12 protein-coding genes are annotated in these 15,810 nt (G+C 59.6%); 4 read left to right on the forward strand and 8 right to left on the reverse strand.

Translation table 11 applies throughout. The features are described 5' to 3' along the window. Window positions 1-1,633 precede the first annotated feature (1,633 nt). Window positions 1,634-2,527, reverse strand: a complete 894-nt coding sequence (locus tag H4V95_RS05845) for an endonuclease/exonuclease/phosphatase family protein (protein WP_312883956.1) — start codon at window positions 2,525-2,527, stop codon at window positions 1,634-1,636. 184 nt (window positions 2,528-2,711) lie between these two features. Between H4V95_RS05845 and H4V95_RS05850 the strand changes: the two genes are divergently transcribed. After that, complete coding sequence (locus H4V95_RS05850; RefSeq protein ID WP_209729310.1) at window positions 2,712-3,446, forward strand: NYN domain-containing protein; 735 nt, start codon at window positions 2,712-2,714, stop codon at window positions 3,444-3,446. A 25-nt stretch (window positions 3,447-3,471) separates the two neighbouring features. On the opposite strand, the gene H4V95_RS05855 is transcribed toward H4V95_RS05850, so the two are convergent. The 4 genes from H4V95_RS05855 to H4V95_RS05870 form a co-directional block, all read right to left on the reverse strand. Beyond that, window positions 3,472-3,987, reverse strand: a complete 516-nt coding sequence (locus tag H4V95_RS05855; protein ID WP_209729312.1) for a hypothetical protein — start codon at window positions 3,985-3,987, stop codon at window positions 3,472-3,474. A gap of 127 nt (window positions 3,988-4,114) precedes the next feature. Then, on the reverse strand, window positions 4,115-4,480 hold the full coding sequence (locus H4V95_RS05860; protein WP_209729314.1) for a hypothetical protein: 366 nt from the start codon (window positions 4,478-4,480) through the stop codon (window positions 4,115-4,117). Window positions 4,481-4,517: 37 nt separating this feature from the next. Beyond that, complete coding sequence (locus tag H4V95_RS05865) at window positions 4,518-4,691, reverse strand: hypothetical protein (RefSeq protein WP_209729316.1); 174 nt, start codon at window positions 4,689-4,691, stop codon at window positions 4,518-4,520. Further along, the gene (locus H4V95_RS05870) at window positions 4,664-5,437 is read right to left on the reverse strand and encodes a hypothetical protein (RefSeq protein ID WP_245345591.1); all 774 of its coding nucleotides are present in this window, start codon (window positions 5,435-5,437) and stop codon (window positions 4,664-4,666) included. The genes H4V95_RS05865 and H4V95_RS05870 overlap by 28 nt, the downstream gene beginning before the upstream one ends. A gap of 2,095 nt (window positions 5,438-7,532) precedes the next feature. On the opposite strand from H4V95_RS05870, the gene istA reads away from it, so the two are divergent. Together istA and istB are read left to right on the forward strand one after the other, a co-directional pair. Further along, complete coding sequence (istA, locus tag H4V95_RS05875; protein WP_209729317.1) at window positions 7,533-9,215, forward strand: IS21 family transposase; 1,683 nt, start codon at window positions 7,533-7,535, stop codon at window positions 9,213-9,215. Further along, on the forward strand, window positions 9,212-10,027 hold the full coding sequence (gene istB / locus H4V95_RS05880; protein WP_209729319.1) for an IS21-like element helper ATPase IstB: 816 nt from the start codon (window positions 9,212-9,214) through the stop codon (window positions 10,025-10,027). The genes istA and istB overlap by 4 nt, the downstream gene beginning before the upstream one ends. Before the next feature lie 511 nt (window positions 10,028-10,538). Here the strand turns inward: istB and H4V95_RS05885 are convergent. Further along, window positions 10,539-10,901, reverse strand: coding sequence for a hypothetical protein (locus H4V95_RS05885; protein WP_209729321.1), 363 nt, complete (start codon window positions 10,899-10,901; stop codon window positions 10,539-10,541). 245 nt (window positions 10,902-11,146) lie between these two features. Here H4V95_RS05885 and H4V95_RS05890 point away from each other — a divergent pair, with 245 nt between their 5' ends. Further along, window positions 11,147-11,944, forward strand: a complete 798-nt coding sequence (locus H4V95_RS05890) for a hypothetical protein (RefSeq protein WP_209729323.1) — start codon at window positions 11,147-11,149, stop codon at window positions 11,942-11,944. Here H4V95_RS05890 and H4V95_RS05895 read toward each other — a convergent pair. Together H4V95_RS05895 and H4V95_RS05900 are read right to left on the reverse strand one after the other, a co-directional pair. Beyond that, window positions 11,941-13,337, reverse strand: a protein-coding gene (locus H4V95_RS05895; protein WP_209728238.1) for an IS3 family transposase whose coding sequence is annotated in 2 segments (ribosomal slippage) — window positions 11,941-12,986 and window positions 12,986-13,337 — 1,398 coding nt in all. Because the reading frame shifts where the segments join, the coding sequence is not laid out codon by codon here. The genes H4V95_RS05890 and H4V95_RS05895 overlap by 4 nt on opposite strands. Window positions 13,338-14,285: 948 nt before the next feature. Next, entirely contained in the window at window positions 14,286-15,680 is a 1,395-nt protein-coding gene (locus H4V95_RS05900; protein WP_209729325.1) for an IS1380 family transposase, read from the reverse strand. Between the last annotated feature and the right edge of the window lie 130 nt (window positions 15,681-15,810).

Here is a 15,810-nt window from a genome sequence, read left to right on the forward strand (position 1 = left end):
ACCTCCGTGATTGATGCCCGTGATGGTGCCTCCTGTGAGGAGGGGTCTGCCAAGCTGGTTGATTCTTCAAATGGGGCGTGACGGGTTGTGGTTCCGTGCCGTCCGAGAGCCGGAGATTGATCACGAGCATTTAGCTTTGCATGTTCCGGCTCGACCGTTCGGCGCGGGCAGTCATCTGGGGTGCGGTCGATTTGAAATTCTCACCTGCTGTACACAAACCGGACGGGGGTTCTTGTTCGCACCATCCCGGCGACCAGGTCGATGAATTGAGGGAGGATCCATGGCGGGGGATCTCCTGTTGACGCAAGAGATGTGCGCAACGGCAACGACCTGCTGGAGGGGTCCCAGGTGGCTTGCGACTCATCATGCAGTGACACACTTGCCGAGGGTGTCGAGGAGTAAGCCAAGTGGTTTCCAGCGGCGAGATCAGCCGAGGAGGGCCAAAGGGCAGAAAAGGAGACCGTGGGCATGGTTTTGGATTTGTCCCACCGTCCCACCTCTGTCCCACCACTGGTGGGACAAAAAGTTCCCAGGTAAACAAAGGGAAGGGGCCCCCTTAGAGACAGTTGTCCTACCTGTTAAGAAGAAAAAGAATATATATAGGGCCACTGTTGTTGTTGTCGGCTGTTACTACTACAACCACTGCTGTATCTATATATGGTTACCAAACTGGTGGGACTGGTGGGACAAACACTTTTTCGACCCTCCATTGTGCCTCTGACGTGGGACGATACCCGAAAAAAGTGTCCCGCAAAGGGGGTGGACAGGGGGTGGACAGGTAGGACAAACGAAAAAGGGTGAATTCCGGGTTTGGTGGAGTGTGATAACCTAGGAACGAACTCTCATCCACAGTGACGAAGGTTATCACAAGGCCCTCTTGGGGGGCTTCTTTTTTGCCCGGAAACGCTCTTCGGTGGTGTTTCGTCGGTTTGGGCTGAAAAAGGGTGTTGTCGTGATCGGGGTCGAAAATGGGGGTGAAAACCCGGTTTTCGTTGCTGGCCGGATTTCGGGTCTCCACGACGCCGATCACCCGAAACCCCGGTTTTCGATGCTCACGGAGCTCGAATCGCCGCTTCAGCCGATCCCGATCAGCTCTCATGGCGACGGCCACCGATCACCGATCACCAGCGAACACGAAAACGATCCCCGAACGATGCTATCCCCTCGGAGTAGTCTGCCCATGAAGAGGGGGTGCCCGGAATTCTGATAGCGGACGACTGGCGAAACGATACCTCGTGGATGAAGTCGGACCTTCGTAATGCCCGCTCCGGCAATTCGACAAGATCACTGATGTCGGGGGTCTGATGGTGTTCTGATCGATTAAATTGTGCTTCATTGGTGTTTTGATGGCCTCTAAAAACCTGCGATCGGCCTCATTTCGTCGACCAACGCGGAAAGCGTGAGATAGACCAGCGACCGGCTACACGCACCGCCACCCAACGCTCCGCTGTCGCGCGGAGCCCTTAAGGCCCGGTTGGGCACACCTCGGTCCCTGAGCAGAGGTAGCTGGGTTGCTCAAGTAAACGAGGGCGCGGCACCCCCGGGGTCAGTCACTGGTTACTGCTGACCACTGCGGGTTTGCGATCATCGTTTGCTGTGGCCCCCTGGCGGTAACCGGACCTAGAGATCTTGGTTAGGGGTGAGTGACGCGAAATTCTGTCCAGAGGGGGTAATGGTCAGAGATACGCCAAGACACTTCGTTCTTGGTGTGCCCGGTCAGGACGTGGGGGAGGAAATCAATGTGCCCTGCCTTTCCGGTGTAGGCGAGGCTTTGGAGCAAGGTGCTGCCGTCAGGTTCAGAGAACCAGGCGATCTGATCGTAGAAGTTCTTGCTATTGTCATCCTCGAAGATGGTGCGCGGCACGTCATTAAGTTCTGTTGGTGGCCACAACCCGGTGGAGACGAATGCCTCATAGAGGGGATCGCCGAGGCGGTCAAGGTTGAAGTCTCCCAGAACGAGGAGATTCTCGTTGAAATCATCCGGGCGGTTCGCCCAGCCGAGCATCCATTGAGCGAACGCTGTAATTTCAGGAAGGCGATCGGCGGCCTTGTTACCCCAGAGGACGTGCACGGTCGTGAGTACGAACCCAGCGGTTCCGCGGGTAAATCCGGCGGCGTAGGGCGTCCGAACAAACTGTGTCACCGGCCCGTCCGTTCCCGACGGAAGGACGATTTCCCCGACTAGGCCAGAGGGTTGAACGCGGGTGGTATCGAAGATATAGGTCAGGCGTTCACCATTACCTGCCGGCCCTTCCGTGACGTCGGAAGTAACGAATCGCCACGCCGGGCCGAGTCGGTCCATCAAATGTTGCAGCGCCGTGGTGTTCCTCCGCACCTCTTGAAGAGCAAGGACGTCGAAGCGGGACGCTATCTCTGCGATGCACACCAAGGCATGGAAGTCCCGCTTAGGTGAATCCGTCGGTCCGGATACCCACTTCACTGTTAGGTCACCGAACGCGCGCAGATTCCACGTCGCGACGAGAAGATTCGTGTGATCCTTTACGGGCACCGTAGCATCCAGCGTCACCCGTAGGCGGTTTAGGTCTTCGGCGACTGCTGTGGGTGGAACGACCCGGGGATCCATGGTTCATCGAAGCACATTTTGAACGGCCAGGGAATGAACCCCTTAAATCGTGAAGGAAGGCGGCAACTTTGTTGATTCACCACCCGGATGGTTTGACTGCGCCTGTGTCTGCGTACATCCTCAACTGGTGAAGCCTGAAGAAAAACGCATTGCCCTACTCATCGACGCTGATAACGCGCCGGCGTCCAAGGTCGACGTCGTCCTTGCTGAAGTGGCACGTCATGGCGTCGCCAACGTCCGGCGGGCATACGGTGATTGGACAAGCCCACATCTCCAACAGTGGGAAGCCGCTCTCCACCCCTACGCGATTCGCCCCATGCAACAGTTCGCGTACAGCACCGGCAAGAACGCATCTGACATGGCCATGGTGATAGACGCAATGGATCTGCTTCGTGCAGGATCGGTCGATGCCTTCGCCCTCGTGTCCAGCGACGCCGACTTCACCCCGCTCGTGATGCGGATACTGGCGGACGGATTAAAGGTTTACGGATTTGGCCAGAGAAAAACCCCGGAGCCGTTCGTCAACGCTTGCTCGCTATTCACCTACGTCGAGGGACTGGGTCAAGTAACCACGAGCCCGGACACCTCAGCGGGAACTGACCCGAACAAACTGCGAGGCGATACCCGTCTCGTGCTCTTGATGCGCAACGCTGTTGAGGCTGCCAGCGGCGAGGATGGTTGGGCTCACCTAGCCGCGGTAGGAAGCCAAATCAGTAATCAAGCGTCTCTGGATCCCCGCAATCACGGCTATCGGAAGCTCAGCGACCTCATCGACGCGATCGGCCTGTTTGAACTCAAACGGGAGAACCAAAGAGTCCTGGTACGAGACAAGCGCACTCTGGTACGCGGCGCCATCGCGTGAGAACCAGTCGCTTGCGAATCGACTACTAGTCTGGATCGGGTTGACCGTTCCACGCCCGTAACCCTGGAGAACGGTTGTCCCACCGGCTCTCTGCTAAAACTTTGACTCTTTGAAGAACCGCGCGCGAGCCCGCCTCATATGAAGGAATGAGATGGCGAACATAGGGGGCACCACGTCGAGGAAACGAGATGCGATGCCGGATCTCCAACCGGGTCCCTACAGTCGTATCTGTCAGGAAATAGCCGACCTTAGGGGCAAACTCCCCGCCACCTATCGGACGAGTGATCGAGTACTGCGTAGGTACCTCATCGATGATCTCCACAGCAGTCACCTGTTCTTTACCATCCAAAGTCTGAATGAAGACCTGAACTTCGCCTACCCCCGTTGGTGTTCCCTCTGCCCTGAAGGCTCGCGTGATCGTAGGCTCTATCAGCGAAGCGCTCTCGGCCGGTTTGATGAGATCCCAGACCAGCTGTCGGGGCGCCAAAGTATCGGTGTCGGCCCTACCCTCGAGCGTCTCGTCCTGCTCGTCGGTTTTCAATGCCCGTCTCCCCATGCACCCAGTATCGCAAAGGCCGAGCCCTCAGCGGTTAAGCAGCGCCGTACCCCGGCCAATCATGCCGAAGGAGTGGTGCGCAGCCCTTGGGAGCCTCCTAGCAAAGCCCTTCCTATTTTTCGGGTGTGGGGCGGAACAGGGTCAGATGGGCATCGCCCACAAAGATAAGCATTTCCGCCGGCCAAGGAGAGTGGACGGACCCGAGGCAAGTCATCACCGCGTCGGCGAGGACCCTGCCGCGGGGTTCAACAAGGATGCAGTGGGCATATCCGATGGGTGATGCCCCGACCGGGCAGTCGGCCATGATGGCCACGGCCGGGGTGACGAAGCGAGCCAGGGTGAACGCGGCGGTGAGGATCTCGCGCATCCGGCCGTCGAGCTCCGGGTCGCTGAGTAACTTGGCGATCTCTGCAGCATCGCCGTCAGTGGGTGCGCTCAGCAGGCCAATAAGGTCGCCGCGCCCAGACAGATGTTCCATGCCTTCATCCATGCGCAGATGTGCGCCCGACATCCCGCTAACTGCCGAGCCGCAGCCGGGAGGGGAGCTTGGCGTCGCCGACGACACCGACGCCTGCCCCGAGCGGGCGGCCCTTGACCTTGTCCGGTTTCGCGGGCGTCGGGTGCGGGGTCTCTTCACCGGCCCGGGACATGGGGGTGCCGATCAGGTGGGTGTGGTCACCGGTGCGCATCCAGTACGGGGTGGCAAGGATCGCTGGTGCGTTGTCAACGATGGCGGTGGCGTCGAAGGTTTCCCACGGGGTGAAGGCGTAGTCACCGAACAGCTGCCGCGGCACCCAGCGTTGGGCACCTTTGCCTTGGACGGTGGCGAAGTCGGCCTCCAGGGAGAAGAACGCTTCCCCGAGCTCGTGGCGGGCGGGAAACCACTCGCTCCACGAGGCGACTCCGATCCGGATCCACCGGCCGTGATGGTCATGGCGACAGCGGTCGGGTGAACGGAGTGGTGTGTCGGGACGGCGGTGCCGAGCCGGTTGGCCAGCCAGGCGGTGTAGCGGGCGCGTTCCTTGTTGGCGGGTTTGCGCATCGTGACAGCAACCCAGCTTCCGGCAGGCATCGCGTTCGCCAGCAGGCGTGGCAGCTCGGTCGGATCGATGCCGGCCTGGGTTTCGCGCAGCGCCGGTGAGCGGCGGTAGGTGAGTTCGCCGATGGCCGGGGAGTTGCCCAGGTCTTCGGGCAGCTCGGCCTCTTCAGCGCGGGCCCCGACGGTGTGCGCCAGGTGCAATGGGGCGTTGGAGGCCAGGGATTTCTCGGGGAGGATCAGGTAGCCGTTGAGGCCAGTGTCCTCGCGCCGGGTCAAAAGGGTCGCTGCACCGTGCTCAGTGGCCGCGGAGGAGAACACTCCGGACTTCTGGGAGAAGGTCATGGGGTTGGTTTCGATGCCGCCGGAACGAGCCAGCCGGTAAATTGCCTGTTGCATGCCTGAATCCATGCGTAGATTCCCGGTAGTGCCCCTGTGGAACCCAGGACCCCGGATTTGCGGCGAGCTCATTTCTTGAATCTGAATACACGCGCCCGGAATCGCGGGAAGCCAGGTTCGCCAGGCCCCCGGTGGCTTCCACCTCGAACAATTGCTCAATTTCGGGCGCCCAAGGGCAGGTGTAACTGCGCAGCAGTGCGGGTTGTGGAGGATATAGGACCAAAGTTTTCGGTGTCACCAGTATTGTGTGCGGCAGCTTTCGGAGAATGTCAGGTTTTTGTGGACCAAGTTGGTGCATGTCTTCGACGATGTCTATTGTCCTGCGGACGGCGGTAAGTGCGTGGCCAGTCCTGCCGGTGAGGATCAGCTGATGTGCTGATTGGTTAACAGTTCCTGCGATGAAAGAGGGGTCTGATGAAAGATTCTTCGGTGGTGGTTGGTGGAGAGTGAGCGTGCATCTCCAGTGGTCTTTGCCTCCGGCGGTCTTCAACGTCCTGCGGACAGCAGATGTGTGCGGGGCAAGTGAAATTCCTTAGCCAACTTTCTGTGTGGCTGGGAGAGTGTCCATGAAGAAACCGGAGCGTGCAGCGGAGCGCAGCCCGGTCAGGGAGCACGTCGTGGATTGGACCTTCGGGATCAACACGCAGTGAAGCATCCTGCTCCCGCAGGGGAAGACGAGCAGCAGGGTTGGAAGGTTTACCAGGGAGCCAGGACGGGAAATCACTGCGTGGCCAGGATGGTCGCACCGCGTCAGACGCCGAAAGCATGTGGGAGGCCGACATTTCTCCGGCCCAGCAGTTATCGAGTGGGCAGAGCCCGCTGCGCGAGCAGGAGTAACGGAGTTGAGTCAGATGCCGAAGGCGAAGGTTGTTCCACGGGAAGGAAGGACATGGAGGAGAGGCCAGCGGGGAAACGAGGCGAGGAGCGCCAAGAGGGTCAGTGCGTGAAGCGATTCGGCAGGTCACACGGAAACCGTGCAGCCGCAATGGGGCCCGCCCAGTTCTACATTCAGTCCAACTCGATGAGTACGAACCGGCGGGCCGCAGGCCATTGCATTGGACTGGTCCAGCTCGAAGAAGAAAGCTAACAGTGTTGGAGGAAGGCCCGTCGGAGACGGAAGTGAATCCGGGAAGGAAGAAGGCAGAGAGCAGGAATCAATGAGAGTCCCGCACTGGTCGCCTGAGTGGGCAACGGTGCGGCATGACAGGTGTGGCGGGGGCATGCGCAGCGGCTGCGCACAGTGAGCGAGAAGAGTCCGGTGGTTGTGGTGGGGGAGCGCAGCGAGGCCGCCCTGGCTGGGTTGCCGGTGTCGCTGGAGTGGGTGAGTCAGGTTCAGGCGGTGGTTGCGTGTGTGGTGTGCAGAGAGTGAGTGTGTGGCTGAGGTTGCGGAATGGGACTCCGGTGTGGTGTGCGGAAGGTGAGCGAGAAGGAAACAGTCAGGTGGGTTGTCGGGTGAGCGAGACGAGTAACGGTGGGGAGGCTAAATGGGCAGCGGAACGGTAGCAGTGTGGTTGCAGGTGGATCAGAGAGTCAGGGTGGTTCAGAGTCAGAGAAGTTGCGTGGGTTGTGGAGGTTATGGACAGGTTTTGCGAAGGCGCGCAGCGCAAGAGCAGGGAGGACGAGAAGAGCGCAATCAGGGAGCAACAAGAGATCGAGAAGTTGGTTTGTCAGGTGTTCATAGAGGGGAACAAAAAGAGGATCACGAAGCAGGGGAAACGATCAGGGGAGCGGACAGGAAACGAGAAGTAAGGCATTCCGACGAGGCCCGCCAGGGCCGAGTCTCTTAATATGCCAACCTCGACGGGTCCACTGGATCGCAACACCATTTCGGATCGCTCGGGGCTGGTTTGGTTTGACTGGCAGCTGGTTCAAAACGGCTTCACATTCAGCGACCGGTGGTGCGGCTATCGCCGGACCGAAACGCACCGGGGGCCGGCGCAAAGCAACGGGCGTGTGAGTGTGACAGGTTGGTGTGGCCCCGGTGTGACGGTTTAAGTTGGCTCCACCTGCGACTCGCCGGGCAGCTTATGACGGTTTAATTTGGCCCCACCCCATCGTTGGTTCCATCTGATGGTTCCGACGTTTGGAGGGCAGGATGAAGGCGCGCGTGGAGTTGTTTGCCAGTATTCGACGGGATGCCCGTCTTGAGGACGTATCTGTGCGGGAACTCGCCCGGCGGCATGGGGTCCACCGTCGGACTGTCCGTGCCGCGCTTGCCTCCGCCGATCCACCACCGAGAAAACGACCGGTGCGGGCTGCGCCGCGGCTGGATCCGTTCAAACCTCTCATTGATGGGATGTTGACGGAGGATTTACAGGCTCCGCGGAAGCAGCGTCATACGGCGCGGCGGGTGTTGGCCCGCCTGATCGAAGAACACCGGGCGGCGGATCTGTCGTATTCTACGGTGCGCGATTATGTGAGGGTGCGGCGGGCGGAGATCGATGTTGCAGCCGGCCGCAGGTTGGAAGTCTTCATCCCGCAGGAGCACGCTCCCGGCGCGGAGGCTGAGGTTGACTTCGGTGAGGTGTGGGTGGTTCTGGCCGGGGTGAAAACCAAGTGCCACATGTTTACCTTCCGGCTCTCCCATTCCGGGAAGGCAATCCACCGGATCTATCCCTCCTGCGGTCAGGAGGCCTTCCTGGAGGGCCATATTGAAGCCTTCAACCTGATCGGTGGAGTCCCGACCCGCCATATCCGCTACGACAATCTCACCAGCGCGGTGCAGACAGTACTCTTCGGCCAGGGTAGGCGCCGGACGGAGAACGAACGCTGGACGTTGTTCCGCTCCCACTACGGCTTCGACGCGTTCTACTGCCAGCCAGGGATCGTCGGAGCGCATGAGAAGGGCGGAGTAGAGGGTGAAGTCGGAAGGTTCCGGCGTAACCGGCTCTCGCCGATGCCGGTTGTTGATTCACTCGCTGAGCTCAATGAGAGGATCATCGCGTGGGACGAGGCAGATGATGCCCGGAGAATCAGCGATAGAATCCGCACCGTAGCCGCCGACTACGCGGCCGAGCGCCCACTGTTCGGTCCGCTGCCTGTGGAGACCTTTGATCCCGGGCTGGTGCTCACACCGCGGGTGGACCGTTCCTCGATGATCATGGTGCGGATGGCGAAATACTCCGTCCCTGTCCGGTTCATCAACCGCCGGATCCGGGTTTCCCTGCGTGCCTCGGAATTGGTGATCTTCGACGGGCGGACTGTCATTGCCAGCCATCCGCGGGTGGTGACCCGCGGGGGTCAGTCCGTGCAGCTCGATCACTATCTTGAGGTCCTCAAGACCAAACCCGGTGCCCTACCGGGTTCCACCGCTTTGGCCAGTGCGCGCCAGGCGGGTTCCTTCACTGCCGCTCATGAGGCGTTCTGGGCCGAAACGAGGAAGGTCAACGGCGACGCGGAAGGGACCCGCGAACTGATCGAAATCCTGTTGCTGCACCGCTTCATGAACCATGATGACGTGGTCGCCGGGATAACAGCGGCGCTGGGTGTTGGGGCGGTCAGCGCCGATGTTGTTGCCGTTGAAGCCCGCCGGCACGCGGCCAACGGGCTCATTGGTGGGGCCATGTCGAACCGTTATCCCGTTGCCGATCAACCCCGGGACGCGCACCGGATTGTGAGTCTGACCCAGCGCCGGCTCACCGACCCCGCAGCAGTGATCGCGGGCCTTCCGCCTGACCGCAGACCAATACCAACAGTGGCAGCGTACGACGGCCTGCTCTCCCAACACCGGACATCTTCACCATCACCGGCCACGAAAACGAAGGAACACATTTCATGAGCACACCACCGTCAACGACCATTACGCCTACCCTGCGCCGTCGGCGCGGACTGACGGAACAGGCAGCATCGGCCGCGGTGGATCAGGCCTGCCGCCGGTTACGCTTGCCCACCATCCGGGCGGTGCTCGATGAAGCGGTTACCGTTGCCGGTAAAGAACAACTCTCATATCAGGGATTTCTCGCCGAACTCTTACTCGCCGAATGCGATGACCGGGACCGGCGGGGTTCCATCCGCCGCGTGAAAGCCGCCGGGTTCCCACGCAATAAGTGGCTCGGAGACTTCGATTTCGAAGCCAACCCGAACGTCAACCCCGCCACCATCAACACCCTCGCCACCGGCGACTGGATCCGCAAAGGCCAACCCCTGTGTTTGATCGGGGACTCCGGCACCGGCAAATCCCACCTGCTCATCAGTCTTGGCACCGCGGCCGCGGAAAAGGGCTACCGGGTCAGATACACCCTCGCAACCCGCCTCGTCAACGAACTAGTGGAAGCCGCCGATGAGAAAATCCTTGCCAAGACCATCGCCCGCTACGGACGCGTGGACCTACTCTGCATTGACGAACTCGGATACATGGAACTGGATAAACGCGGGGCGGAACTGCTCTTCCAGGTTCTGACCGAGCGCGAGGAGAAGAACTCCATCGCCATTGCCTCCAACGAATCATTCTCCGGCTGGACCAGAACCTTCACCGACCCCAGACTCTGCGCCGCCATCGTCGACCGCCTCACCTACGGCGGCAACATCATCGAAACCGGCACCGACTCCTACCGCCTCGCCACCACCAGAGCACATCAGTCGGCGAAGTAGCACTGAGGAATGGCGTCCCTATGCAGCCACTGAAATTCCCGGGAAAAGGGGTGATTGGCCAAGTCAATCCTGAACAAACATCCCTACGCCCGCCAGGAGGTCAAATAGTTGAGGTGTTGCCTTGCGAAGCTCGCCTGATCATAGAAAGCCGCGTGAAGATCCCTGTTACCAAGGCTGTGATGGCAGAAGGCAGTTACCAACAGCCAACCATGGCAGCGTAGAAAAACCATCAAATCCGCTGTCCGAAACCACCGCAGCAGCCCATCTTCCTGCTGCTGGCGTTTAGCGGCCTGTTCCGCCATGTTGGGCTATGTAGTCTTCGAACTCGGTTACGGCCATTCCTGAGAGTGTGGCGCCCAAATCCGTCATGCTCCAAGCGACTATTACCCAGCCGCTTCCGTTGGGTCCTGCCAAACGTGATGCTACTGACCTCCTAGATCAGAAGGTCGCTCCCTCCAACATCGGAAACCTTTGTGCAGCATTTATTACCGAACTAATGGCCAGCATTCGGTCATTCTCTGCGTTCAATCAGATCGCCATCAGTGTTCACGACTTGTCGATCACCCAACGGCTCATCCAACGTCAATGACGCCTCTGTTCGAACGGCTACGTCCGCGATCATTTCGGTGGGACGGGTAATGGAGACTTCGACTATGACTTCATCGTCGCTCTCGTCCACCACTGCTGGCGTCCCACTGATCCCGGGCCAGCTATTGAAGACCAGGACCAACTCCGATGAACTGTCGCCCATGTCGTACGCCAAGATGTCGGCCATTGTTTCACTCTCACCGTCATCGCTGAAACTACAAGCCGTTATCCCACACCCGATGAGGACAGCCATTAGGAAAACACTGACACGCTTCATCTGATCCATATCGTTACCCCTAAACCAACAAAAAACATGGTGTATATCACACTTAGAACATAGGCTATGCCCATCATCCCCTCTTGTCAGGAGCCACCGTGAATCTCCGCTTAAGGAACCCGCTCTACCTCGTTGTTAGTGTTGGGGTAGTAGCGACGGTCCTCATTTTCTCGCTCTTTAGCGCGCCCATGGCTTCATCAACATCGTCAGACAAATGGGTTCCTGGTTCGCTCTCCCTCACCGATGATGTCCCAATGGAAGAGCTTGAAAAGCGCTTAACAGACGTGCTCGGTGAACGCTACACAGAGATCACTCTCAATGAGGACACACGGACGGTCACCATCGGAGTCATTGGCCTTACATCGGATGAGAGGTTAAAGCTTTTGGCGGGCTTCGTATACCCGTCGGTGACACTGGAATTTGTTGACTCTCAGGTTTCGAGGGCAGAAGTTGACGCTTTATACGAGGGGGTGCAGGCTTGGGCGTATAAAAATCTAGGAGTACTTCAGACCCTTTCAAAAAACTACTTTTCCGGCAATGTGCATATTTCTACTGCTGACGATGCGACATTAAGCGAGGCAGCCCAGGGCATTTCGGGCGAGATTGGTCGGGAACTCACACTTAGCCGCTCGACCGAGGAGAATCGTCTAAGTGTGCAAGGTCTCAAAGCGGGGATAACCTTCGATCTACAGGTGATGACTGAAGAGGAGAGTCCTTCGGAAAACCCTTACAGAGCCGGTAAGTTTCTTGCTGTCGGCTCGTTGAATGGCTGTACTACAGGCTTCCTGATGAAAAAGGGAGGACTTGCCTACGGCTCCACCGCTGGACACTGTGGACCAGATGGCCGACTGGTCAGGTTTGCGGGCATCCAGAGAGGGAATATTCAAGACAACACAATGTATGGCGCGAGTCCTGCGTATACAGATGCCGCCATCTTTCGAATGTCGGCGAATGGTACCGCTTACCTTTTTCAAACCGCCACTAGCAACAAAGTAGTTAGAAGTATTGGCAACTCGGAAGTTGTCAAGGTGAATGGGGCCAGTGGGAGTTAGGCGGCTGCTTCTGTCTGGGTTTCCTGGGATGGTTTGTTGATCCATGCCGCGCCGGGGACGGTGAGTATTTTTGGGTCCGTTTCGGTGCTGAATCGTTCGGGATTCTTCTGCCGTGCGGCGGCCAAAGTGATGGAGCGTTCGGTGGCCTTCGTCGCGGCAAGACCGTAGTGGACGTCTGCCGGGGTGTTTAGTCCGATTCCGGTATGGCGGTGGCTGTGGTTGTATCCTTCGACAAAAGTCGCCATGAAGGCCCTCGCATCGGCCAGGGAGCCGAATCGTTCAGGGAACACGGGAGCGAATTTCAAGGTCTTGAACCACGCCTCGCTGTAGGGGTTGTCATTGGATACGCGGGGCCTGGAGTGTGACCTGGTGACTTCCAGATCGGAGAGCAGTACAGCTACGGTCTTGGACGTCATAGAAGTCCCGCGGTCCGCGTGCACGATTTCCGGGATGCCGTGGATACCGAAGATTTCCTTCATCATCTCCACCGCCAACTCCCCGGATTCGTGGGCATGGACGTATGCGCCCACGATGTAGCGGGAGTAAATATCGAGCATCACGTAGGCATCGAAGTACTTACCCCTGACCGGGCCGGCAAGCTTGGTAATGTCCCAGCTGTAGACCTGCCCGGGGCCAGCCGCTGTCAATTCCGGAACGGTCCTGGGCGGATGGCGTGCCTGCCGGCGGCGCTCTTTGACCTGCTTATTCTCAGTCAATATCCGGTAGATCGTTGAGATTGAGCACAGGTAGGTCCCCTCGTCCAGCAGCTGCGCGTAGATCTGGACCGGGGCTAGATCCACGAAGCGGGCAGAGTTCACGGCAGCGAGGATACCGGCGCGTTCGTCCGGGTCGAGCTTGTTTGCCGGGACAGACACGGGCATCGGCCCGGCCTGCGGGATCCGCGGGCTGCGGGTTGCGGTCGCCCGCGGTATCCCGGCCAAGACCGCCGCTTCCCGCGTGGGGATATGCGCACCTGTGAGTTCGGCATAAACCCCCATCAGGGTTTCCTGTACCACTGCTGCTGCTCCTCGCTTTCGGAGATTTCCTCCAAAAGCTGCCGTGCTTTTCCCATGATGTCCAACGCTGCCCGAGTCCGTGCCAGCGTGCGTTCATTCACCTCCAGTTGCCGGCGTAGACGGGCGATTTCGGCCTGCTCAGCGGTAAGCTTGCCGATCTTCTCCCCGGGCTTCCTACCCTCGAGCACACCTGCATCACGGAGTTTGCGCCACTCAGTGATCTGGGAGGAATAGATGCCCTCACGACGAAGGTACGCCCCGCCTCCGGAGCCATCGTCACAGGCCTGTTGGTAAGCGGCCAGATGGGCTAGTTTCTGCGCCGGGGTAAACGACCTTCGAGGCCTTGGACCGCCGGCACGAGGGCCAGAATTACTCATGGACCCATCTTCCCGCACCCGGGAAATTGTGGAGATAGACATTGGTTCTGATCCTGATTCTCGCCCTACGAATTAGACGGACTTGCTATGAGCCACTGGCCTCAACTCACCCTGACACGTAGGGACTCGGCAGACCTCAAGTCAGGTACGAGGGTTTGTACCCGAGGAGCATACACAGGCGGTGAAAAATGTGGGGCGTTAAACGGGAACTACATTAATGTGCAGACCTACAATGACAACCCAGCCAAATATGTCAACAACGCCTACTGCTGGAATTGGGAAGACGGAGGAACCAGAAACGGGGATAGCGGCGCTCCGGTATACCAATTCGTATCGAATGGAGTACGTGCAGTGGGGATGCACCGAGCAGGTAACAACAGCAATCTCTCTTGCTTCAGCTCGATTGGCTCCGTGATAGCTGGGACCAGTTCAGCCGTATGGCTCGTACCATAAGTGACGTATAGAGAAGGTCTCAGCTGGGAACGCCAAACGAGCAACCAATACGCTTGGCATCGCCCTTGGCAGGAAACTGCTGTGCTCTATCTTGCTCGCCTTGTTTGATCTGTTCTGCGAGGCGTAGCCGCCAGGGCAGGGGTATGGAGTTCCCTTCGGCTTCCGGCGCGCCGCGCGGGCGTGTTCTTCGAGAATCCGACGGCGCTCAATGGCCTGGTACGCCATTTGCTCGCGGTGGGTCCGGGAGTAGAGCGGTTCACCAATCGTGTCTGCCAGGCGTTCAGGCGGTGTTTGAGCCAGCCGCGCAACCTAGCCTCGATCTTTCATGGGGTGGGGTTTCCGCGGGGGCAGGGCTTACTGGCTGCCTGATGTGATTGATTCTTGCATGCGGGTGTGACAGTGCGGCCGCTGACCGGTGGCGGGAGTCGTTGAGGGTTCCACGTCCATCGTGTTTGTGCGGGCTTTCCTGGTTTCCTGGGGTGGGCCTGTTTGCCACTATGGCGGGCTCAGTGCCCTGATCCTTTCCAGGCCTTTGATCAGCAGGCCTGTGTCGGGTGCTGCCGCGGCGAGGTGAAGGATGAGCTTGCGGGCGTGGGTGCTGATCTTCCCGGCGATTTCAAAGATCCGTGCCCTGAGTTTCTTTGGTTCCCAGCGTCTGGCTTTGGTCCCGTGGAAGGCGAGCATTTGGGTCCAGGCGGTGAGCTCGGCGGCGAGCATGACCAGGTGGCACCAGAACGTGTTCGCGGCGAAGGAGTGCAGGGGTAGGTTCTGAAGGCCTGTGTCTTTGGCGTTACGGATCCGGTCCTCGCAGCGGGCCCGGAGCCGGTGGCGGACTTCCAGGTCCGCGAGCTGTCCGCGTTTCTGGTTGGTGGCGAACGCGGTGTAGCGCATTCCGTCAATGTCGGTGATCCGCAGCTGCGCCCCTGGATGGGGCTCCTCTTTGCGCACGATGACGCGCATCCCGGCCGGCCAGGAGCCAAGGTCCAGCATCGCGGTGATGTCCGCTACCCAGGCGCCGTTGCGTTCGATCCCGTCGCTGTTATACGCCCGGGCCCAGGCCTTCTTCGGGATCCGGGGCAGGACTGCCTCGACGGCGCCGTGGATGGGGAAGCCGACCGAGTAACCCAGGTTGCGGTGCCTAGCTGTGAGCCAGTTCAGGAACTCGTGGGTGCCGCCGGCGGAATCGGTGCGAATCATGACCTTCCGCCCCGACCGGTAACCCACCGGGAGTTGCTTCAGCGAGTCCCGCACCACGGTGATGTGATCCGCAGCGGTGTTCGACCCAGCATTGCCGGGTCGCTGCAGCACCGCCAGCGGTTCCCCGGTGCCCTCCGGACCGTGGTCCAGGAACGACGCCAGCGGGTGGAACCCGAACCCCCTCTTCCACGTGGGGCGCGCTTTTTCCTTCTCCGAATGCGAGTTCACTAAGGTGGCGTCGAGGTCCACGGTGAGCGGGTTCTCGGTGCTGACGCCGTGCAGTGGCGAGTGGTCCCCGGCCGCGGCCCAGACATGGGCGCGGGCTGCGGCCCTGGCCGCATTGACTGCCGACAGTACCTTGGCAGGTTTGATTGTCGAGACGGTGGTAACCAGCCGGCTGATGGTCGGATCAGAGGCAACTGGACCGTAGACATCCGGCTGCGTACGGAGCCTGTCAATGTCGGAGATACAGTCACCGCCGGTGGCCAGCGACAGCGCCAGATCGGTGATGATCTTCGCGGGATCATGGCGGGCGAACGGTTTACGCCACGCCTCCAGACCCGCGGAAAGACCCGCCCCGATACCCGAGACGCGCACCGTCTCCGCCAGGATCAGCCCGCCGGCCTGGGACACCACACCGGTCCCGGCGGAATCAACACGGACCGAGGGATAGAAACCGGTAGACTGACTCACCAGAAAGGTGCTCCTTTTGACGCGGTGGACATGATGCGTAGACAACACCATTTTCCCACGTCAGGAGCACTTTTCGTCGCTTAACACACCCCGCTGGGGCCACCTCCCATGAAATACCGAGGCTAGTAGC

Origin of the sequence: Arthrobacter sp. CAN_C5 (assembly GCF_017875735.1) — a bacterium.
Lineage (GTDB): Bacteria > Actinomycetota > Actinomycetes > Actinomycetales > Micrococcaceae > Arthrobacter_D.